The sequence below is a fragment of the Granulosicoccus antarcticus IMCC3135 genome (genome assembly GCF_002215215.1).
GTDB lineage: Bacteria > Pseudomonadota > Gammaproteobacteria > Granulosicoccales > Granulosicoccaceae > Granulosicoccus > Granulosicoccus antarcticus.
Genome location: NZ_CP018632.1, coordinates 6,665,306 through 6,686,003, shown reverse-complemented (window position 1 = coordinate 6,686,003; position 20,698 = coordinate 6,665,306). Strand labels below are relative to the sequence as shown.

At 54.3% G+C, this 20,698-nt stretch carries 19 protein-coding genes and 1 other RNA gene; 17 read left to right on the top strand and 3 right to left on the bottom strand.

The window, feature by feature from the left end; translation table 11 throughout:
- Positions 1-47 precede the first annotated feature (47 nt).
- Positions 48-722, top strand: coding sequence for a glutathione S-transferase N-terminal domain-containing protein (locus IMCC3135_RS28925; protein ID WP_236994684.1), 675 nt, complete (start codon positions 48-50; stop codon positions 720-722).
- A complete protein-coding gene (locus IMCC3135_RS28920; protein WP_088920743.1) occupies positions 719-1,147 on the top strand; it encodes a ClpXP protease specificity-enhancing factor in 429 nt (142 codons plus the stop codon). The genes IMCC3135_RS28925 and IMCC3135_RS28920 overlap by 4 nt, the downstream gene beginning before the upstream one ends.
- 66 nt (positions 1,148-1,213) lie before the next feature.
- Here the strand turns inward: IMCC3135_RS28920 and IMCC3135_RS28915 are convergent, their stop codons facing one another.
- Together IMCC3135_RS28915 and IMCC3135_RS28910 are read right to left on the bottom strand one after the other, a co-directional pair.
- Positions 1,214-1,612 carry a YraN family protein gene (locus tag IMCC3135_RS28915; RefSeq protein ID WP_088920742.1) on the bottom strand — a complete coding sequence of 133 codons (399 nt, stop codon included), beginning with the start codon at positions 1,610-1,612 and terminating at the stop codon, positions 1,214-1,216.
- A 119-nt stretch (positions 1,613-1,731) separates the two neighbouring features.
- Entirely contained in the window at positions 1,732-3,705 is a 1,974-nt protein-coding gene (locus IMCC3135_RS28910) for a penicillin-binding protein activator (RefSeq protein ID WP_088920741.1), read from the bottom strand.
- On the opposite strand from IMCC3135_RS28910, the gene rsmI reads away from it, so the two are divergent.
- Positions 3,704-4,561: a 16S rRNA (cytidine(1402)-2'-O)-methyltransferase gene (gene rsmI / locus IMCC3135_RS28905; RefSeq protein WP_088920740.1), complete on the top strand. Its 858-nt coding sequence runs from the start codon at positions 3,704-3,706 to the stop codon at positions 4,559-4,561. The two genes, IMCC3135_RS28910 and rsmI, sit on opposite strands and share 2 nt — an antisense overlap.
- Before the next feature lie 13 nt (positions 4,562-4,574).
- An RNA gene (gene rnpB / locus IMCC3135_RS28900) (RNase P RNA component class A) lies at positions 4,575-4,957 on the top strand.
- Positions 4,958-5,000: 43 nt separating this feature from the next.
- On the opposite strand, the gene IMCC3135_RS28895 is transcribed toward rnpB, so the two are convergent.
- The gene (locus tag IMCC3135_RS28895) at positions 5,001-5,681 is read right to left on the bottom strand and encodes a hypothetical protein (protein WP_157736340.1); all 681 of its coding nucleotides are present in this window, start codon (positions 5,679-5,681) and stop codon (positions 5,001-5,003) included.
- Between the two features lie 637 nt (positions 5,682-6,318).
- Between IMCC3135_RS28895 and mraZ the strand changes: the two genes are divergently transcribed.
- Genes mraZ through IMCC3135_RS28825 form a run of 13 tightly spaced genes read left to right on the top strand, consistent with a single transcriptional unit; the run spans position 6,319 to position 20,693 of the window.
- Entirely contained in the window at positions 6,319-6,786 is a 468-nt protein-coding gene (mraZ, locus tag IMCC3135_RS28885; protein WP_088920737.1) for a division/cell wall cluster transcriptional repressor MraZ, read from the top strand.
- The gene (gene rsmH / locus IMCC3135_RS28880) at positions 6,786-7,733 is read left to right on the top strand and encodes a 16S rRNA (cytosine(1402)-N(4))-methyltransferase RsmH (protein WP_088920736.1); all 948 of its coding nucleotides are present in this window, start codon (positions 6,786-6,788) and stop codon (positions 7,731-7,733) included. The genes mraZ and rsmH overlap by 1 nt, the downstream gene beginning before the upstream one ends.
- Before the next feature lie 5 nt (positions 7,734-7,738).
- Positions 7,739-7,999, top strand: coding sequence for a cell division protein FtsL (gene ftsL, locus IMCC3135_RS28875; RefSeq protein ID WP_236994845.1), 261 nt, complete (start codon positions 7,739-7,741; stop codon positions 7,997-7,999).
- The gene (locus IMCC3135_RS28870; protein ID WP_088920734.1) at positions 7,996-9,744 is read left to right on the top strand and encodes a peptidoglycan D,D-transpeptidase FtsI family protein; all 1,749 of its coding nucleotides are present in this window, start codon (positions 7,996-7,998) and stop codon (positions 9,742-9,744) included. The genes ftsL and IMCC3135_RS28870 overlap by 4 nt, the downstream gene beginning before the upstream one ends.
- Positions 9,744-11,264, top strand: coding sequence for a UDP-N-acetylmuramoyl-L-alanyl-D-glutamate--2,6-diaminopimelate ligase (locus IMCC3135_RS28865; protein WP_088920733.1), 1,521 nt, complete (start codon positions 9,744-9,746; stop codon positions 11,262-11,264). Before IMCC3135_RS28870 ends, IMCC3135_RS28865 begins: the two co-directional genes overlap by 1 nt.
- Positions 11,261-12,670, top strand: a complete 1,410-nt coding sequence (locus tag IMCC3135_RS28860) for a UDP-N-acetylmuramoyl-tripeptide--D-alanyl-D-alanine ligase (protein ID WP_205737769.1) — start codon at positions 11,261-11,263, stop codon at positions 12,668-12,670. The genes IMCC3135_RS28865 and IMCC3135_RS28860 overlap by 4 nt, the downstream gene beginning before the upstream one ends.
- Positions 12,667-13,749, top strand: coding sequence for a phospho-N-acetylmuramoyl-pentapeptide-transferase (gene mraY, locus IMCC3135_RS28855; RefSeq protein WP_088920732.1), 1,083 nt, complete (start codon positions 12,667-12,669; stop codon positions 13,747-13,749). The genes IMCC3135_RS28860 and mraY overlap by 4 nt, the downstream gene beginning before the upstream one ends.
- Positions 13,749-15,086 (top strand): UDP-N-acetylmuramoyl-L-alanine--D-glutamate ligase, encoded by a 1,338-nt coding sequence (murD, locus tag IMCC3135_RS28850; protein WP_088920731.1) that lies wholly within the window; start codon positions 13,749-13,751, stop codon positions 15,084-15,086. Before mraY ends, murD begins: the two co-directional genes overlap by 1 nt.
- Positions 15,083-16,324 (top strand): putative lipid II flippase FtsW, encoded by a 1,242-nt coding sequence (gene ftsW, locus IMCC3135_RS28845; protein WP_205737768.1) that lies wholly within the window; start codon positions 15,083-15,085, stop codon positions 16,322-16,324. The genes murD and ftsW overlap by 4 nt, the downstream gene beginning before the upstream one ends.
- A complete protein-coding gene (gene murG / locus IMCC3135_RS28840; protein ID WP_088920730.1) occupies positions 16,321-17,409 on the top strand; it encodes an undecaprenyldiphospho-muramoylpentapeptide beta-N-acetylglucosaminyltransferase in 1,089 nt (362 codons plus the stop codon). The genes ftsW and murG overlap by 4 nt, the downstream gene beginning before the upstream one ends.
- Positions 17,409-18,881 carry a UDP-N-acetylmuramate--L-alanine ligase gene (gene murC, locus IMCC3135_RS28835; protein ID WP_236994683.1) on the top strand — a complete coding sequence of 491 codons (1,473 nt, stop codon included), beginning with the start codon at positions 17,409-17,411 and terminating at the stop codon, positions 18,879-18,881. Before murG ends, murC begins: the two co-directional genes overlap by 1 nt.
- On the top strand, positions 18,874-19,833 hold the full coding sequence (locus IMCC3135_RS28830) for a D-alanine--D-alanine ligase (protein ID WP_236994682.1): 960 nt from the start codon (positions 18,874-18,876) through the stop codon (positions 19,831-19,833). The genes murC and IMCC3135_RS28830 overlap by 8 nt, the downstream gene beginning before the upstream one ends.
- Positions 19,830-20,693 carry a cell division protein FtsQ/DivIB gene (locus IMCC3135_RS28825; protein ID WP_088920729.1) on the top strand — a complete coding sequence of 288 codons (864 nt, stop codon included), beginning with the start codon at positions 19,830-19,832 and terminating at the stop codon, positions 20,691-20,693. The genes IMCC3135_RS28830 and IMCC3135_RS28825 overlap by 4 nt, the downstream gene beginning before the upstream one ends.
- The last annotated feature ends 5 nt before the right edge of the window (positions 20,694-20,698 follow it).

Sequence of the window (20,698 nt, the reverse complement as noted above, 5' to 3'; positions counted from 1 at the left end):
CAAAAGATCGACAGCCGTCTGAAGCATCAGACGGCTGAGCGAGATTGGTGGGCCATCTAAAGGATGGCCTGTCTGGTATCTCATTCAGGGGAAGTATTTTGACCGCGATCGGTAGTCGACATTCCACCATCGCGTTGTATTCGGACGCGTCGAGCATTCACAGTCATCGGGTCCGCCTGGTCCTAGCGGATAAGGGCATTCAGTCAGAAATCTGCACGGTAGTGCCGGGTGAGGCTAGTGCAGAGCTGCTCGAACTCAATTCTCAGGGTACTTTGCCAACTCTGCAGGATCGTGAGCTAGCCTTGTACGATGCCAGAGTCATCATCGAGTATCTTGACGAGCGATATCCGCACCCGCCATTGATGCCTATCGATCCGGTGTCGCGGGCCAGAACTCGTTTGGCGCTCTATCGCATTGAGGCTGATTGGTATACCTTGCGTCCCGATTCCGGATTTCAATCGGACCCTGCGCAGGCCGCCAGGCAGTTGAGTGAATCGCTGACGGCAGCCAGTGATGTGTTTGCGGCCATGCCGTATTTTTTCAGTGAAGATTATTCAATACTTGATGTTACGCTGGCGCCATTGTTGTGGCGTTTGCCGTCATATGGCATCGTATTGCCATCAGCAGCCGCGCCTGTGCTGCAGTATGCCAGGCGCATGTTTGCACGCCCGGCGTTTCAGGCCAGTTTGAGCGACGTAGAACGCGAAATGGAGCACTCATGACTTCCAGCAGACCGTACCTTATTCGAGCGCTCTATGAGTGGATCGTGGATAACGGATTTACACCGTATATGCTGGTTGACACCTCTCTGGATATGGTCGAGGTACCAAGGGCGTTTGTTGAAAACGGCCGCATTATTCTCAATATAAGCCCGGAAGCCACGCACAGTCTGGTGCTGGGCAATGAGGCTGTTACGTTCAATGCGCGTTTCAGTGGCACAGCCATGGATGTCTATGTGCCGGTAGTGAGTGTGTTGGCAATTTACGCACGGGAAAATGGTCAAGGCATGATGTTCGGCGATCAGGATGACACCACGCCACCGGATCCAGGTTCTGGTGGCCCCGGCGGTCCTGGCAAGATGGATATTCAGAAGGCACCCAAGGCGCCGCCTGAAGTCAAACGGCCTAGCCTGAAAATCGTCAAATAGTCTGTAGCGAGTGGCCGGTTTTTCTTATCCGGTCTGGGTTATCTGTCACGTTGGTGGCAGATAGCTCTAATCCTCTATCGCGCTGATTACCCAAACCAACTCGTGGGAGTGCCAGAGTCTGTCCGCGGGTGTCTGCGGGGATGCGGGACTCAATGCAATGACATCAATGCGCGCAGGAGTCAGGCTATCGGCTCGCTGCTGTAGCCAGGCATTGGCTGTCCGCACAAGCTTTCGCTGTTTGCGACGATCGACACTCTCAAGTGCGCTGCCCTGTTGTTGCCCGGAGCGATAGCGAACTTCAACGAAAACGATGGTGTCATTGTCAGGCTGTTTGACAATGAGATCGATTTCTCCGATGCGCCGGTTGTAGTTTGATTCGATCAGCTCAAAGCCATGGTGTTCAAGCCATGACAATGCCAGCGCCTCTGCCTGGTTTCCCTGATCACGTTTCTGGATTCTCGACATCAACAAGGCCTCCGTGCCATGTTTTTTGTGGAAGTATATTGCTCACGCCACGGGGCGCGAGCATCACTGCGACAGTTTCACTGCGACAGTTTCACTGCGACAGCTTCACTGCGACAATATCAATTGATACCGTTGGATTGAATCGATGGCAAGGCTGGTGCGTCGACACTCTCGACCGGCGTGCTGACACCCTCAATATACTGGGCCCAGTCAAGATAGCGTCTGATACGTCCGTCCGAGCCGAGCTCCAGCTCACCGGTATAGCCCTGCAGTCGTTCGCCACGCGTCAGAGCATCAAGATTGGTTACTAGCTGATAGGCATCTGCACCCAGGGCATAGAGCTTGGCGTAAGCACCGTTGGCAGACGGGAAGTTGGCCAGAATGCTTTGTCTTAGTGGATCATCTTGCATCGATTCACGCAGAACCCAAGGGGCATCGGGGTAGAAAATGGAGTTCAGATCCTTGTTGTTTTTCTCATCATCATCAAGTGATGCAACCCGTGAAGTGCCGAGCCTGGGCAGGTCACGCGCATGAAAAAAGTCCAGTTGCGGGCGCACCGAGCGAGCCTGTTCAGAGGTGATGGCAAGAAAGACCACATCCACATCGTTTCTGATGGAGGGTTCGAAAAACAACTTTTCTCCAATGGTGCTGCTCAGTGTTCTGAAGCGTGCATCGCTCTTGTCGATGGATAGCGCCTCCCTTATCTGGGCAGAGTAGTCGTAGGTATCACTTGGCAGAATCGCAACATGCACCACATCACCGCCGTACTGGAACATGGCATCCCGAAAGGCTTGTGTCTCGCGGTCACCACGTGAATCCTCGGATTGCAGAACGATGGCGTTTTTCAGTCCCAGACCTGCAGCGCGTGATGCTGCTGCCCGTGCTTCGTCTTCAGGTGCAAGGCCGAACTGAATGATGTTGCTGGTGTTGCCGCCCAGTCCTGCTGACTCAACAGTGTTGAGTGTGATGGTGGGTACCGGGACCTCGCGCTGGGAAACGATTGCGGCCACAGCTTCCTTGCGCAATGGGCCGATAACGGCATTGGCACCATCGCTGATGGCGTTGGCGTAGGCATTGCGGACATAGCCCGGATTGTCACCCACATCGTAGAGCCGTAATACAGGTGTCTGACCCCGGTCGCCGGCCTGTTCGTAAGCGGCCATGATGCCGTCGCGAATGGCAGCTGCGACAGTGGAAGTGCTGCTGGCCGACAGTGGTAAAAGCACGGCAATCTGGTTGATAGGTTTGCCATCAACGTTCATTTCAAAGCCAACAGGCGTATAAAGCGCCGAGATAAACTCTGCATTGGCGGGATGAGTGGGGAATCTGTCCTGCCACAAGGAAATGCTGGATCGTTGTTTTGCAGGGTCAGCGCCAGCATTGGCATGGGCTAGTGCCAATTCTATCCAGCCCTGGTAGACATCGCCACGCACGTTGGTGGTCATGCCACGCAGTGTGGATTGTGACTGATTCGTCAACAGCTGCCATATCTGCTCATGGCCGCGTTGAATGATGCCTTTGTCGTTAACCTGGTTTTCCAGCTCGATCCGTGCAATCAGTTCGTTGTCCGGGTCCTTGAGAATTTTGTAGGCCTGAGCGCGGGTTTCGTACAGTCGAGCACGGTGAAAGGCATTCTCAACATACTTCGGGTTGGGCAGGGCAGCCAGTGCGGCTTCAGCATCGCGATCGAATATATGGCTCTTCGCCAGTACGATGTCACGCCGATGCGTTAGCTCGGTGTTTGCCAGTTTTTCCGGGACTCGAGCCATGCGCGCCTGTCCATCGATGCCCATATTGCGATCAAACAGAATTTCTGCTGCCAGAATCAGGTAATCCTGCTGTTGCGCGGGATCGTTACTGCGAGCCGCTCGCTCACTATAGATATCCGCTGCTGCGACAGGATTGCCTAGTTGCAGCTGCCTTCGTGCTGCGGGGTCTGTTATTCTCGCGTTCATCGGGTTGTCAGACAGCGGTGCTGCTGACGGTGTCACGCAGCCAGCCAGCGTACTGGCAATAACGCTACTTAACAACAGCACCAGCCTAAGTCGTACACGGCGTCGCTTGGGGTGTCGCAGGCGAGTCAATTCAATCATGTCGTCGGAGAATACTCTTTACATTGTGGCCACGCCCATCGGGAATCGTGACGATATGTCGGCCCGGGCGATTCAGACGTTACAGCAGGTTGATCGAATCTACGCGGAAGATACTCGGCATAGTTTACCCCTGCTGAGACATCATGGCATCGAAACACGTCTCTGGACGCTGCATGAACACAATGAAGAGGCACGGTCCACAGAAATTATCACGCATTTGCAGACTGGCGCATCTGCTGCGCTGATCACCGATGCGGGAACGCCGCTGATCAGCGACCCCGGGTTCAAGTTGGTGAGGGCCTGTCAGGCGGCGGGTATCAAGGTATCTCCGGTGCCGGGAGCCTGTGCCGTTACAGCCGCACTCTGTGTATCGGGCCTGCCCACAGACCGTTTTCAGTTCGTCGGTTTTCCGCCAGCTAAAAGTTCGGCGCGCCAGTCCTGGCTGCAGCCATTAGCGCAGCTGACACATACGCTGGTTATCTATGAGTCCCCACACCGCATTATCGATAGTCTCAAGGATATGATCGGGCAGTTTGGGGAGCAGCGTCTGATAACCCTGGCTCGAGAGCTGACGAAGCGCTTCGAAACACTTATTCACGCGCCACTGGGAGAGGTGTTGGCGGCCGTCGAGGCGGATGCCAATCAGCAGAAAGGCGAATTTGTACTGGTGGTTGCCGGTCTGCAGCCAGCGGATGGTGATGAGGCGGCTGCGCAGGTGATCGTGGACCTGGATAAAACACTTTCGGTGCTGTTGTTGCACCTGCCGCCGAAGACTGCTGCCAAGTGTGCAGCAGAGTTGTGCTCCATTACGAAAAAACAAGCTTACGATCGCGCCCTAAAGTTGCAAGGACGGTGATACTATCCGCGCTGGAGTTGGCCAGGTCATCGCTGCCTGTCTCTCACGCAAGTGAGTTGGCAAGTGGAGGAAAGTCCGGGCTCCATAGGGCAAGGCGCCAGGTAATCCCTGGGGGGCGTGAGCCTACGGAAAGTGCAGCAGAGAGTAAACCGCCTACGTGACCGCTAATTGGTATAATTATCGGTTGCCGGTAAGGGTGAAAGGGTGCGGTAAGAGCGCACCGCGTCGGTGGCAACATTCGATGGCATGGTAAACCCCGTCTGGAGCAAGACCAAATAGAGGGACATTAGGCGTGGCCCACGCTGTCCCCGGGTAGGTCGCTTGAGCGTTATGGTGACATAACGCCTAGATGAATGATGATCCACGACAGAACCCGGCTTATGGCCAACTCCTTTTTTTTAATGAACCTGAGTCGAATTCCTCAGGTTTGTGCTGGTCTCTACGCCGCTTTCGAGTCCGGGGCCACATCCGGCACTGCGTCAACGTCAACGTCAGATTCCACGTTTGGTTCGTTGGCTGGTAGTTCCCGGCTCAGCTCGATCAGTCGCTGATTCAATTCCTCAAACTCGGTAGGAATGACAAACAGGAAGCTGACCAGCTTTTCAACCAGCAACATCAAGACATCAGCTGTTTCGCGGGATGCCGATTCTGGACTGTTGAGCAGAGCATCCAGATGTTCACCCTTCCTGAGGGAGGATGCCAGATTGCTCAAGGGCAGGTCTATGTCGATTGAGGGGAGTGAGTCCTGGACTGTCTTCGACAAAGAGGACGAGCTGTTGCCGTGTGGCAGAAAATTTGAAAACACAGCGCTCAGTGCTGACTGAACCATGACCCGAGTGGCTGTCAGGTTGCCCGATTCGTAGACATCCTGAGTTGATTTGCAGTACTGCAGTACGCTGTCTGGTAGCAAGTCACCTAATTTGGCTAGATCCATACGTGCTTCGATAGAGGGCATCATATACAAGCTCGGCTGGTCGTCCTCCTTGGTGTCTGTCAGGCTCATCATGTTGGTCATCCAGAAATGTACCTCGACGCCGCAGGATGGACATTCGGCAGAGCAGGCCAGTGTGTCGCGCAATTGATCGTAGTGCCGGCGTCGCGTGGCGAAGACAACACTCAATACACATCTCGGGCAGACCGTGCTTATCGACACAGGGTGCGACATATTGGTGTTGCCCGCGGGGATCCACCGTTTCACATTCTCCAGGTTGATTTGTTTCACATGCGCCCTGCCTGATTTGTTAGTGCTGTCCTTTAAAGTACGGCCACGAACCAGAATCCTGAAAGTAAATGAAACAGGTTCGTTGTTGATGCGCGCTGGCTACGGCGTCCGTAAATATGGGTTCGAACTTGCCGCAGAGGGCTTCTGATCTGGGCTCTCGTTTGGAGTTTTCTGCTTGTCGATCCGGTTGCTTATTGTCAGTTTGTCGTTCAGCGTCGATACGCTTGGCAGTGAGGGGGCGGGTTGTGCTGCAGTGCACAGTCAGCCAAAAAAACTGAAATGCAAACTTTCCACACACTTGGGAGTGTAAACGAGTGTTTAGTGCTCAAATTCACACTTTTGTTCACATGAGTTCTATGAAGCTGCTGTAAGTGATTGATTAGTAGACAAGCCCTTGAACTAACATAAACCTACCTCTTTGCAAGGAAAAACATGGACTTAGCGGCTGTTTTTCATTGACCGTGCAGTGTGAGGGTCGTATAGTGGGGCTTAGTGCCATTTGGTGGTGAATAGTGGGTTTTTTCAACAGAAAATCATGCGGTTTAGAGGCATCACAAAACTGAGTGTCGACGCCAAAGGTCGCCTTGCCATGCCTAAAAATCATCGTGACAACCTGGAGAAAAATCAAATCAAGGAACTTGTGGTTACCGTGGATAGTCGTTCGGCAGCTTGCCTGCTTGTCTATCCTATGCCGATTTACGAAGAGCTGGAGCGTCAGCTCATGGAATTGCCGAACCATTCGGCGGAAGCACGGAAAACTCAGAGACTGATCATCGGTCATGCGACTGAATTGGAACTGGATGCTACGGGGCGTATGTTGCTCCCGGCAGAGCTTAGAGATTATGCAGGGATAGGGCGCAAGGCCTATCTCATTGGTCAGGGTAAGAAATTTGAGTTGTGGGATGAAAATGCGTGGGATCTCGAGTGCGAAAAATGGAAGCAGGAAGGACCTGACCACGGCGCGGGCGATGCTCCGGCCGAACTACTGAATATTTCATTTTGATGAACGCTATACAAACGCAACAAGAGTCTAGCCACGTCCCTGTGCTGATGCATGAGGCTGTCGAAAATTTGGCACTTGTTCAAAATGGACGCTATGTCGATGCTACCTACGGTCGCGGTGGACATAGTGGGTATCTGTTGTCCCGGCTGGGCGAGGCAAGTCAGTTGCTGGCTCTGGACAGAGATCCGGATGCCATCGCTGATGCGAACAAGCGATTTGCCGAAGAACCTCGTTTTTCCATTCAGCAGTCGAACTTTGCAGATATGCGTGAAGTCTTGCAGGCGAACGGCTGGTTGGGTGAGGTCGATGGCTTGTTGCTGGATCTGGGGGTTTCTTCTCCGCAGCTGGATGTTGCCGAGCGCGGCTTCGGCTTTTCTCGCGATGGTGATCTGGACATGCGTATGGATCCCACCAGTGGCGTGTCGGCAGCGCAATGGCTGGCTGTTGTGAGTGAAGGCGAGCTGGTGCAGGTTCTGAGAGAGTACGGCGAAGAGCGATACGCGAAGCGTATTGCCGGTGCGATTATCGCTGCGCGTGCTGTCGAACCCATATTGCGTACGGGCCAGCTGGCAGAAATCGTCAAGGTGGCACACCCTCGCTGGGAACGTCATCACCATCCGGCCACTCGCAGTTTTCAGGCAATCCGGATCAAGATCAATGGTGAACTCGATGCCATCACCGAGGCGTTGAGCTGTGCTGTCGATGTGCTCAAGGTTGGCGGGCGCATGGCGGTCATCAGTTTTCATTCACTAGAGGATCGACTGGTCAAGCGCGCCCTGCGACAGCCTGTTCCTGATTCGCGCATTCCACGACATCTGCCACAGCCTGCCCTTGAAGCACACTCGTGGAAACTGATTGGCAAGGCCACCAAAGCCAGTGCCGCAGAGCTTGAAGTCAACCCCAGAGCACGCAGTGCGACATTGCGGGTGGCGGAGCGAGTGCTGTGAACAAGATGTCTTTCACATTCGTGGTGATTGCAGCTCTGTGTTTCTGCTCGGCCATGGCGTTGCTGTATTCGAAATACCTGAGCCTCCAGGCCTATATACAGGTGAGCGAAAGTCAGAAAACCATTGATGCGCTGGATGTCCAGTGGAGTCAGCTGCAGATTGAAGAAAGCACCTTTTCCGAGTATGGGCGAGTTGAAAGAGCCGCTCGGGATCGTCTGGACATGGCATTTCCGGCCCTTGATGGCACGGTCATGATCGTTCGATGACAACCGGATACCGAGTCATGGAAAAAGCGCAGACATCAGATTGGTCACGACGCAGAGGCCTTGTACTGGGAGGCTTTGCCTGTCTGGCCATCGCGCTGATTTCACGCGCTGTCTATGTGCAGGTGATTCATGAAGACTTCTACCTGAATCAAGGGCAGCAACGCCAGATTCGGACTGTCGAAATCCCGGCTAGTCGTGGTGACCTGGTGGACAGGAACGGCGACCCGCTGGCCATCAGTGCGCCCATTCCTTCCCTGTTTGGCAATCCGAAGGACATGGCAACTCAGCCCGAGCGGATTCGTGAGGTTGCAGAGTTGTTGGGTGTGGACGCGGCCAAGCTGGTCAAGCGTATTGCTACTGATGCCGATCGTGGGCGAGTGTTTACCTATCTGAAGCGTCAGGTAGACCCTGAAGTGGTAGACAAGGTGCTGGCGCTGGACGTGAAAGGCGTCGAGGTCATGTCTGAATACCGGCGCTATTATCCCAGTGCCGGAGCGGCCTCACACGTTATCGGTTTTACCGGTATCGACGAGAATGGCCGTGAAGGTCTGGAGATGGCTTACGACAACTGGTTGTCGGGTGAAACCGGCCAGCGCCGTATCATCAAGGATCGCAATGGTCGCGAGATCGCTGGCATGGATGTCATCAAGCCGTCCGTTGCAGGCAAGGATCTACGTCTGAGCATTGACCGGCAGTTGCAATATTTTGCCAATCGCGCCCTGCAGGAAGCAGTGTCCAAGAACGATGCAGAGTCCGGTTCTGTGGTGATCATGGATGTGAAGACTGGCGAAATCATGGCCATGGCCAACTACCCGACATACAACCCGAACGATCTGGCTGACAGAGTAGGTGGCAGGCAGCGTAATCGTTCGTTGACGGATGTGTTTGAGCCAGGTTCAACCATGAAGCCTTTTACCATTGCTGCGGCACTGGATTCGGGCAAGTTCAAACCTGACGATATTATCAATACATCACCGGGTCGCTACCAGATCGGCAAGTACGTGATCAGCGACGATGGCAAGGACAACGGCTGGCTGGACCTGACAGGTATTGTCACCAAGTCCAGCAACGTGGGAATCAGCAGAGTTGCCAGGCAGCTGGAGCCTGAGCAAATGTGGTCTGTTCTGGATTCATTCGGCTTTGGCCGTTCACCTGGTAGTGAATTTCCGGGTGAAGTCGCTGGATACTTCAATCATCCTTCGTTGTGGCATCACATCGAGCAGGCCAGTATTTCTTTCGGGTATGGCATTTCAGTGACTGCTCTGCAGCTGGTGCGCGCCTATGCCACGCTGGCTAATGGTGGCGTCATGCAACCGGTATCGTTCCTGGCTCAGACTGAAGTGCCTCAGGGGCAGCGTGTCATCGATGAGACCATTGCCAACGATGTGGTTCGCATGCTTGAGGCTGTCGTTGAGGACGGATCGGGCAAGCAGGCTCATATACCAGGCTATCGCGTTGCCGGAAAAACCGGCACCTCGCACAAATCACAAGAAGGCGGCTATGCAGAAGATCGCTACGTATCCGTCTTTGCAGGCTTTGCACCGGTATCCGATCCTCGCTTTGCAGCGGTGGTGGTCGTGCATGATCCCAAGGCAGGTACGCATTTTGGCGGTACCGTCGCGGCACCGGTTTTTGCCGATGTGATGTCACACGGTATGCGTCTGGGTGGTATCGAGCCCGATGATCTTGATGGACAAAGAGAGCAGGTTTCCGTGCAGGTCATACAGCAGGGCGAACGCTCCTGATGTCAATTGCCTCCGAAAACTGGACGCTGGCAACGTTGCTTGAAGGCCTGACTGACGACGTCTTGTCGACACAGACGGTGTCTGGTGTCTGTCTGGATAGTCGATTGATTGAAAGTGGCGATCTGTATCTTGCCGTTGGTGGTGCCAGTACGCACGGTATGCAGTTTGCGCAAGCGGCAATCGCTGCGGGTGCGATGGGCGTTGCCTGTTCGCCTGAGGCGATCGAGGCATATACCGACATCGTCAATACGCTGCGTGAAGCGAACATTCCCGTGCTTGGTATTCAGGACCTGGATAATCGCTGCGCATTGATCGCCGCGCGTTTCTACGAATCACCAGATCAGAGTCTGACTCTGATTGCCGTGACCGGTACTGATGGCAAGACATCGGTCTGCCGTTTCATAGCCCAGGCACTGACCAGTACGGGCCAGGCTTGTGGCTATATCGGGACTCTGGGGTGGGGGTTGGGAGACAGCTTGCACTCGACAGAATTGACAACACCTGATGCCGTGACTCTGCGCCGTATATTGGCCAGGCTGCGCGACGAGGGTGCAACCACCGTTGCCCTTGAAGCCTCCTCTCATGGTCTGGCAGAGGGTCGACTGGACGGTTTGTCTCTGGATGTTGCCGTGCTGACAAATCTGGGTCGTGATCATCTGGATTATCACAAGACGATTGATGCCTATCGCCAGGCAAAAGCACAGCTGTTTGCATGGCCGGGACTATCTGCCATGGTTGTAAATGGCTGCGATGCCATGGGGCAGCAGTTGTTGACGAGTGTGTCAGGTGTGCAGCAGTTTGCCTATTTTCCAACGGCCACCAGCGATGACGATGCATCGACAGAGCTGGTCCGAATACTGGCTGATGATGTTATTGCCAACGATAACGGCTTGCAGTTTTGTTTGCGAGAAGGTAACGAGAGTGGTGTAGTCAGTTCACCTTTGCTGGGTCGTTTCAACGTGGATAACCTGCTGGCTTGTTACGGCAGTCTGCGAGCCTGTGGGGTGGCTGCTAATCAGGCCCGTCACAGTCTGAGCGTCGTCCAGCCGGTTGCCGGGCGAATGGAGCGTTTCGGAAAGCCGGGTGCAACGACGGTTGTTGTGGATTTTTCGCATACGCCACAAGCGCTGAGCATTGCCATTGATGCGGCACGTGTTCATTGCAAAGGACAGCTTTGGGTCGTGTTTGGTTGTGGTGGTGATCGTGATCCGGGTAAGCGTGCGCCGATGGCCGCAGCAGCAGAGGCCGCCGATCATGTGGTGCTGACGGATGACAATCCTCGCACCGAACGTTCGGCGGACATCATCAGCGATGCGCTACTGGGTTTCAGGCAACCGGCAGCGGTGAGCGTGATTGCCGAGCGTGCAAAAGCAATTGAATATGCCATTAGTCAGGCGGCTGCTGACGATCTGGTTCTGGTCGCCGGTAAAGGGCACGAGGATTATCAGATCATCGGCACAACCCGGTATCCCTTCAGTGACAGAGTTGAAGTGCAGGCTGCACTGGAGCGAGTGTCTTGAGTTTTTTACTGACAGTGGGCGAGTGTGTCCATCCTTTACAAGCAACGTTGCTGGCAGCAACCACCGGTGAGTCGCAAGCTGCGCCAGCGGATGTTGAATTTACCGGTGTCAGCATTGATACCCGAACCCTTAAAGCCGGTGATCTGTATATCGCTATTCAGGGCACGCGCTTCAATGGCCATGAGTTCATTTCTGCTGCCATAAAAGCTGGCGCCGCTGCTGTTCTGGTGCATGAAGATGTTCAAACCTCAGTGCCTCAGCTTCGGGTTGTCAATACACAGGTGGCTCTGGGTCAGCTGGCACGCTACTGGGCACAGGCTTTCGAAATTCCTCTGGTTGCCGTGACCGGCAGTAATGGTAAAACGACCGTAAAGGAAATCATCGCCACCATCTTGCGTCAGATTGGTCCAGTATTGGCGACGCACGGAAATCTGAACAATGAAATCGGCGTGCCGCTGACATTGCTCGAAATGCGTGAAGAGCACGACTACGCGGTTATCGAAATGGGTGCCAACCATGCTGGAGAGATTGCACGACTGGTCAATATCGCTCAACCGGATGTGGCGGTTATCACCAAGATTGGTGAGGCGCATCTGGAAGGCTTTGGTAGCATCGAGGGCATTGCCAACGCAAAGTCAGAGATTTACGCAGGATTGTCAGAGCACGGCTATGCCGTTATCAATGCCGATGATCAGTTTGCCGATCAGATGTTCAAGGCAGCCTCTCATTGCCACGTTCGTGACTTTGGGCAAAACCCGGGTGCCGATGTGCAAGGGGTGCCTGGAGCGGGACTCAAAATCAAGACCATGGGGCAGGTCATCGCACCTCATTTCCAGCTCAGTGGTGAGCACAATCAGATGAACGCGCTGGCGGCAGTTGCTGCCGTTCAATGTCTGGATGTGCAGATGGACAGCATTATTCTTGGTCTGGAGAATGTTCGAGCCGTTCCCGGTCGGCTGGAGAAGAAGCCCGGCTTGAACGGTGCCAAGCTGATTGATGACAGCTATAACGCAAACCCGGACTCGGCTCGACAGGCTGTGGATGTGTTGGCGCGCTACGAAGGCACTCGTCATCTGGTGTTGGGTGATATGGCTGAGCTGGGCGTGGACGCGGAAGCCCTGCACACCAAGCTGGGTGAGTATGCCCGGCAGTGTGGTGTGGATGAGTTGTGGACAGTGGGTCCTCTTTCTTCATTTGCACAGAAGGCATTCAATGACAAGAGCGCTGCCGAGGTTCATCACTTCACCGATCAGGAAGAGCTGATAGCGGCCATCAAGGATCAGATGACTGCCGATATGACGGTGCTGGTCAAGGGATCACGCAGCGCACGCATGGAGCGAGTAGTTAAAGCTCTGATGTTGCCGACGCGCTCATCCAGTACAACCGTCGGGGAAGTATCAGCATGATGCTGCTTATCGGAGAATGGCTCTCCGCTCTGGATCCCGGTTTCGACGTCATCCAGTACATTACCCTGCGTGCCGTATTTTCAGCATTGACGGCTCTGGTCATTTGCCTGCTTGTCGGTCCCGGTTTGATACGCTGGCTGGCTGCTGCCAAAATTGGGCAATCAGTTCGCAGTGATGGTCCGCAGACACATTTGATCAAGGCGGGCACCCCGACCATGGGTGGAGCCATGATCATCATGGCGGTTACCTTGAGTACCTTGTTATGGTCAGATCTGGCTGTGCGACAGGTCTGGGTTGTCTTGTTCGTGACGATCGGATTCGGTGCCATTGGCTGGGTAGATGATTATCGCAAGGTGGTGTTGTCCAACTCGAAGGGCCTCACCGCTCGCGAGAAGCTTCTGTGGCAGACCGTTGTGGCAGGTCTGGCGATCCTGATTCTTTATTTTAGTGCTGTTGAACGTGTTGAATTCGAACTGACCTTTCCGTTTTTCAAGGACGTGGCTTTCTACCTTGGATGGTTGTTCATACCTTTCGGTTTTCTGGTCATCGTCGGTAGCAGCAACGCGGTCAATCTGACGGATGGTCTGGATGGACTGGCTATTCTGCCTTCGGTCATGGTGGCGGCGGGTCTGGGCCTGATTGCCTATCTGACCGGGCACGCTGTCTTTGCCGATTATCTGGGCATACCCAATATAAAGGGCGCTGGTGAACTGACCGTATTCTGCAGTTCTCTGGTGGGTGCCGGGCTTGGTTTTCTGTGGTTCAACACCTATCCTGCGCAGGTTTTCATGGGCGATGTCGGTGCTCTGAGTATTGGTGCAGCACTGGGTGTCGTTGCCATCATGGTGCGTCAGGAGTTCTTGTTGTTCATCATGGGCGGCATTTTTGTCATGGAAGCGGTGTCTGTAATCCTGCAAGTGGGTTCATACAAGATGACCGGCAAGCGCATCTTTCGCATGGCGCCCATTCATCACCATTTTGAACTCAAAGGCTGGCCCGAGCCGCGCATCATCGTGCGTTTCTGGATCATCACCGTCATTCTTGTGCTGGTGGGTCTGTCGACCTTGAAGATACGCTGATGCATCCGCACAACTTACTGGGCAAGCGAATTCTGATAGTCGGTTACGGCGTGACAGGTGCCTCTGTTGCCCGCTTTCTGGCACGCTATAAAGTGACTTTCGATGTCGCTGATCAATGTGATGAGACGACGGCAACAACCCTGGGGATCAGTCTGGGCTGCCGGGTACATACGCATTTCGACGTATCGGTGTTCGCAGAATATGAACTGCTGATTCTCAGCCCCGGAGTGCCGCGCGCACATCCGGCCGTGCAGGCGGCATTGGCCGCCGGTGTCGATGTAATCGGTGATATCGAATTGTTTGCCGGAGTGGTCGACATTCCTGTCATTGCGGTCACCGGCTCAAACGGCAAGAGCAGTGTCGTCAGTTGGGTTGCCCATGTTTTGAAAAGTGTGGGCATTGATGCGGTTGCCTGCGGCAATATCGGCAAACCGGCACTGGATAGCCTTGATGCCAAGCCTGACGTCATCGTGCTGGAGCTCTCCAGTTATCAGCTGGAATCGACCCGTTCTCTGAAACCACTATCGGCAACGGTACTCAATATCAGTGATGACCATCTTGATCGTTACGATGACATTGAGCATTACGCATCAGTGAAGCGCACCATTTTCAATGGCGCCTCGCATTGTGTCGCCAATCACGACGATAAGCGAACCTGGCCCGAGGCAACGGACGCTCCCTGTGATTACTTCACATTGTCGATGGAATCAGCCGGATCATCGCGCTGGCATCGCACCCTCAAACAGCAGCTTAGCTGGCTGTGTGATGATCAGTATGCCTTGATGCTACAAGGCGAGTTGTCGGTGCCGGGTGATCACAACGCGGCTAATGCACTGGCAGTGCTGGCGCTGATCGAGCCTCTGGCGATTCCGTTTCCGGCATTGCAGGCAGGTCTTTCAGGTTTTGCAGGCTTGCCACATCGCACAGAGTTTCTGAGTGAAGACAACGGTGTGCGCTGGTACAACGATTCCAAAGGCACCAATGTCGATGCCTGTATCACGGCCATCAAGGCCATGCCTGGTCCTGTGATTCTGATCGCTGGTGGTATTTCAAAAGATGCCGATTTCACGCCACTGCGTGCTGTTGTGCAGGAACATGTACGGGCCCTGGTTCTGATTGGTCGTGATCGCGGCAGAATCATGGAGCAGCTCTCAGGGGCTGCGCCGACGGTAGAGGCCGAGACTCTGTTCGAGGCAGTCACGCTGGCTCGGGAGCATGCCCAGGCAGGCGATGTGGTTCTGTTGTCACCAGCCTGTTCCAGTTTTGACATGTTTCGTAACTTCGAGGATCGTGGTGTGCAGTTCGCACAGGCGCTCGAGCAGGTGCTGGCCGCATGAGTTCGCTGGTTTCACGCAGAGCAACAGGCCGGGTCCTGGCGGGTGGGCCGATGACTGAGCCACCTCGGCAAGCTGATCACTTCCGCATTGCTGATCATGCTCTGCTGATTGCCATCTTCGCCCTGGGTATGTTCGGCGCTCTGATGATTGCTTCTGCCTCAATGCCGTTGGCAGAAGAGGACTATGGCACGCCGTTCTACTTTGTCATCCGTCAGCTGCTGTTTCTGGGTGTCGGCTGTGTTGCCGGTGTCCTGGTGTTTCGTCTGCCTCTGGTTGTATGGGAGCGCTATGGGCCGCACCTGATTATTCTTTCCTTATGCTGTCTGGTGCTGGTACTGGTGCCGGGCATTGGCAAGCAGGTCAACGGGGCCCGTCGCTGGATTGATCTGGGTGTGTTCACTGTGCAGGTATCCGAGACAGTGAAGCTATTCGTGATTGTTTATCTGGCCGGCTATCTGGTCAGGCGTGGCTATCTGGTACAAACAACTTTTGGCGGTTTTTTCCGACCCTTGCTGCTGATCTGTTTTGCCAGTGGCCTGTTATTGCTTGAGCCGGATTTTGGCGCATCGGTTGTCATTGTTTCAACCTCCATCATCATGATTCTGGTAGCCGGTGTACGGTTCAGCCAGTTTCTTGCCATCATTGCAGCCTTGGCTGGTGTGGCCTCCATGCTGATTCTGAGCTCCCCTTATCGTCTGGCGCGTTTCCTCAGTTTTACAGAGCCATTCTCGCCGGAAATGGTTTATGGCTCTGGCTATCAGTTGAGCCAATCCCTGATTGCCATCGGCACCGGCGGTTTGACCGGCGTCGGCTTTGGCAACAGTATTCAGAAGCTGGATTATCTGCCCGAGCCGCACACCGATTTTCTGTTTGCCGTTTTGAGCGAAGAGCTGGGTTTGTTGGGAGCACTTGGCCTGATTCTGCTCTACTGCTTCATTGTCTGGCGTTGTTTTCGCCTGGCGAAGATCGCCGATGAGCAGGGTAATCGTTTTGCAGGCTTTCTGGCTCTGGGTATCGGTTCGTGGATCGGATTGCAGTCGTTCATCAATATTGGTGTCAACCTGGGGCTTTTGCCTACCAAGGGGATTACCTTGCCATTGATGAGTTACGGCGGCAGTAGTGCGGTGGTCTTCATCGTCGCTTTTGGTCTGTTGCTACGAGTCGAGTGGGAGCTTCGGCAGAATGCCAATCTGACGCTACGCGGTCACCAGCGATCTCCCTCCGGAGGTGTTTCGTGACACGACCGGTATTGGTTGCAGCGGGAGGCACGGGGGGTCATGTGATTCCTGCGCTGGCAGTTGCTGAAGTGTTGAGGCAGGGTGATGTTCCGGTCATCTGGTTGGGTACTCATGCTGGCCTTGAAGCTCGACTGGTGCCAGCTGCCGGTATCGAGATCCGCTGGATCAATGTTGCCGGCTTGCGAGGCAAGAATTTACTGCAGACTCTGGTAGGACCTTTGAAGCTTCTGCGGGCCTGCCTGCAATGTATTCGACTGATGCATTCCCTGAAGCCGCGTGCGGTGCTGGGCATGGGCGGCTTTGTTTCTGGTCCTGTGGGTATTGCCGCATTGTTGCTGGGCAAGCCACTGGTGCTGCATGAACAGAATGCGGTTGCTGGCATGACCAATCGCTGGCTCAGTTCCCGGGCACGGCGTGTCTTTGCGGCATGGCCTGATACGTTCAAATCCTCGACTCGATTGAAAGTGGTCGGTAATCCGGTGCGTGCAGATATTGCCTTGCTGGCAGCCAGTCCACGTATTGTCGAGCTCGACCCTTCGCGGCCATTACGCATTCTGGTGGTCGGCGGCAGTCGCGGTGCTCGCGCCTTGAATGAGGTGGTGCCAGCGGCGGCGGCACAGCTGGAAATGTCTGTGCAGATCGTCCATCAGTCAGGCTCTGTGGAAGGGGATCTGGTGCGACAGCGCTATCAGGCTATCCAACCTGAAAATGACTTGTCACACTATGAAGTATGCGAATTCATCGATGACATGGCTGCTGCTTATCAGCATGCCGATGTTGTGATCTGCCGCAGTGGCGCCATGACCGTGACCGAGCTGGGTGCCTTGGGTGTCCCTTCTATTCTGGTCCCGTTTCCGTTTGCCGTTGATGATCATCAAACACGCAATGCCGAACAACTGGCAGAATCCGGTGCGGCCGTACTGATGCCGCAAAATTCGCTGAATGCAGATTCTCTGGCGGCCGAACTGGTACAGCTGGCTGATGATCGCAAGCGTCTGAAGTCAATGAGCGAAGCTGCCCGGCGCTGTTTCGTACCAAAGGCCGCTGAAGTGGTCGCTGAAGCACTCCTAGAGGTGTCACGTTAATGGTTGTGGATATCGCACCAGTTGTAAAAAGCCAGATGCGGCGAGTTCGAACCATGCATTTCATCGGTATCGGTGGCGTGGGCATGGGCGGTATTGCCGAAGTCATGCACCATCTGGGTTTTCACGTGAGTGGCTCTGATCTGGGCAGCAATGCCTTGACTCAACGATTACAGGGCCTGGGTATTGAGGTCAAGCAGGGACATCTTGCCCAGCATGTCGAGGATGCGGATGTCGTTGTCATCTCGACGGCTGTCCCGCAAGACAACCCTGAATTGGTCAAGGCGCGCGAGATGCGCATACCCGTTGTACGTCGTGCAGAAATGCTGGCAGAGCTGATGCGATTCCAGCAAGGCATCGCTGTTGCCGGTACTCATGGCAAGACAACGACCACCAGTCTGGTTGCCAGCTTGCTGACCGAGGGTGGTCTGGATCCGACCTATGTCATTGGTGGCAGGCTCAACAGTTCTTCGGCCAATGCCTACCTGGGACAGTCCGAATGGCTGGTGGCAGAAGCGGATGAGAGCGACGCCTCTTTTCTCTATCTGCAACCTGTGATTTCGATCGTAACGAATATCGATGCAGACCATCTGTCGACTTACGATGGCGATTTCGAAAAGCTCAAGCAGACATTTGTGGACTTCCTGCGTCACCTGCCTTTCTATGGTCTGGCCATCGTCTGCATTGACGATGAACACATCCGCGATGTACTGCCACGCGTCGGTCGGCCCGTGCGAACCTACGGCTTTGATGACTCGGCCAATGTACAGGCGACCAACGTACGTCAGGAAGGCATGCGAATGTACTTCGATGTGCGTATCGATGATGGCGGGGATGTCAGTAGTGAAATTCGGGACATCGTTCTCAACATGCCGGGCAGGCACAATGTTCTGAATGCTCTGGCTGCCATTACTGTGGCCCTGGAAGTGGGTGTCTCAGTCAAGTCCAGCAAGCGCGCCCTGGCACGATTTGCAGGTGTGGGCAGACGTGCACAGTCGCACGGCTTGTTGCACTTTGAAGGAGGTTCTGCTGAGTTGCTGGATGATTATGGGCATCATCCAACAGAGGTGGCTGCAACCTTGAAAGCTATTCGTGGTGGCTGGCCGGAACGACGCATGGTGGTGATCTTCCAGCCACATCGTTATACCCGTACACGTGATCTGTTTGAAGATTTTGCGGAAAGCTTGTCGTTGACTGACGTACTGATACTCAGCGAAGTGTATGCCGCCGGTGAAGAGCACATCACGGGTGCTGATGGTCGGGCTCTGGCTCGTGCTATTCGCAATCGCGGTGCGGTAGAGCCTATTTTTGTCGAGAACATCAACGATGCCCCGCTTGCACTGGAGCGAATCATTCAGGATGGAGATATCGTTCTCACTCTGGGGGCTGGTAATGTTGGTGGTCTGGCCCTGAGTCTGCCAAAGCACTTCGATGGCAAGCCCAAGTCTGAAAGCGAGGATGCTGGACATGGTTGAAACGACTTATATGACTAGCGATGTCCTGCCAGAGCGTTATGGCAAGGTGGCTGTGGTCATGGGGGGCTGGTCGGCCGAGCGGGAAGTGTCGTTGATGAGCGGTCAGCAGATTTTCGATTCGCTGACATCTGCTGGCGTTGATGCACATGCGGTTGATGCGGGACGTGATATCGCTGCGGTACTGAGTGATGGCGGCTTTGACCGAGCCTTTCTCATACTGCATGGGCGCGGTGGTGAAGATGGCATGGTGCAGGGCGCGCTGGAGCTTGCAGGCATTCCCTACACCGGTAGTGGTGTTCTGGCATCAGCTTTGAGCATGGATAAGTGGCGCGCGAAGGGACTGGTTTCTCTCAAGGGCATTGCCACTCCGGAGGCCTTCGAGGTTTTTACACTGGAGGAGGCTGAACAGGCTGCATCGCAAATCGGCTTTCCGGTTGTGATCAAGCCCACACTTGAAGGTTCGAGTATTGGCGTGGCCATGGTCAATCAGCCGCAACAGCTCGAACCGGCTTTTCTTGAGGCTCGCCGGTATGGTCCGGTGCTGGTTGAAAAGCGCATGCTGGGCATTGAAGTGACAGCCGGCATACTGGGGCAGGAGGCATTGCCACTGGTAAGCATGAAAGGTGCAGACGAGTTCTACGACTATAAAGCCAAGTATATTGCCGATAACACGGTCTACCAATGCCCGGTTGATTTGCCTGAATCAGTAGCGACTTCCATTCAGGAAACAGCATTGGATATTTTTCGGGTATTGGGCTGTCGTGGCTGGGGGCGTGTGGATTTCATGCTTGATGAAGCAGGCGTTGCCCACTTCATCGAGTGCAATACAGCACCTGGAATGACCAGTCATTCACTGGTGCCCATTGCCGCACGCCAGGCAGGTATGGACTTCCCGACACTGTGTTTGCAGATCCTGAGCGACACCCTGGACATGGAAGAGTCGATCGCATGAGTGAGCCGGTAGCACAACTTCTGGGTAGTGGGCCTGTGCTGCCACGGCGTGCCGGTCGCCCCTCTTCAATGACTCGCTGGTCAATCGGAGCACTGGGTTTTGTGATACTCGTCGGTGTCAGCGTTGCAGTAAGTAACTTTGCCAAAAATCCAGAGCGTTTTCCGGTCAGTAATGTAGATATACTTGGAACGGTAGACTATGTGGATCGAAATAGTTTGAAAGAATCAGTAGGCCAACATATCGGTAAAGGTTTTTACGGCTTGGATATCGATGAGGTTCGAGAATCAATTGAAATTCTTCCATGGGTGGCCCAAGTACGCGTCAGTCGTATCTGGCCAAGTCGGTTGGAAGTTCGTGTAGAAGAGCACGAGCCCAGTGCCCGTTGGAATGATGATCAATTGCTCAGTAAACATCTGGAAGTATTTGCACCACCGCAATTGCAGCTGGATGATCCGCGTTATAACCAGTGGCGTGAAGTGTTCGCCAAACTTCCGGAGATACGCGGAGCAGAAGGACGGCAGAGTGAATTGTTTGATGCTTTTCGTCAGTATCAGCATGATCTTGCCCAGTTTGGACTTACGTTGGAGAAACTGGATGAAGACGAACGAGGATCTCAACTCCTTGTACTGTCCAACCAAGTCACAGTACGACTCGGATATGAAGAACAGGAACTTCGAATGCAGCGCTTTCTGGATGTCTACAAGCGAATGCAGGCGAAGATCGAACGGCACGCCGCTATCTCTACCGCAATCTTTGATATGCGGTATAGCAACGGTTTTGCCCTTGGCGGTGTAGAAACCGGTACAAGCGGTGAACTGAGTGATCAGTCATCGGGTGTACCACAAGGGCCTTTGCAATGAAAAAT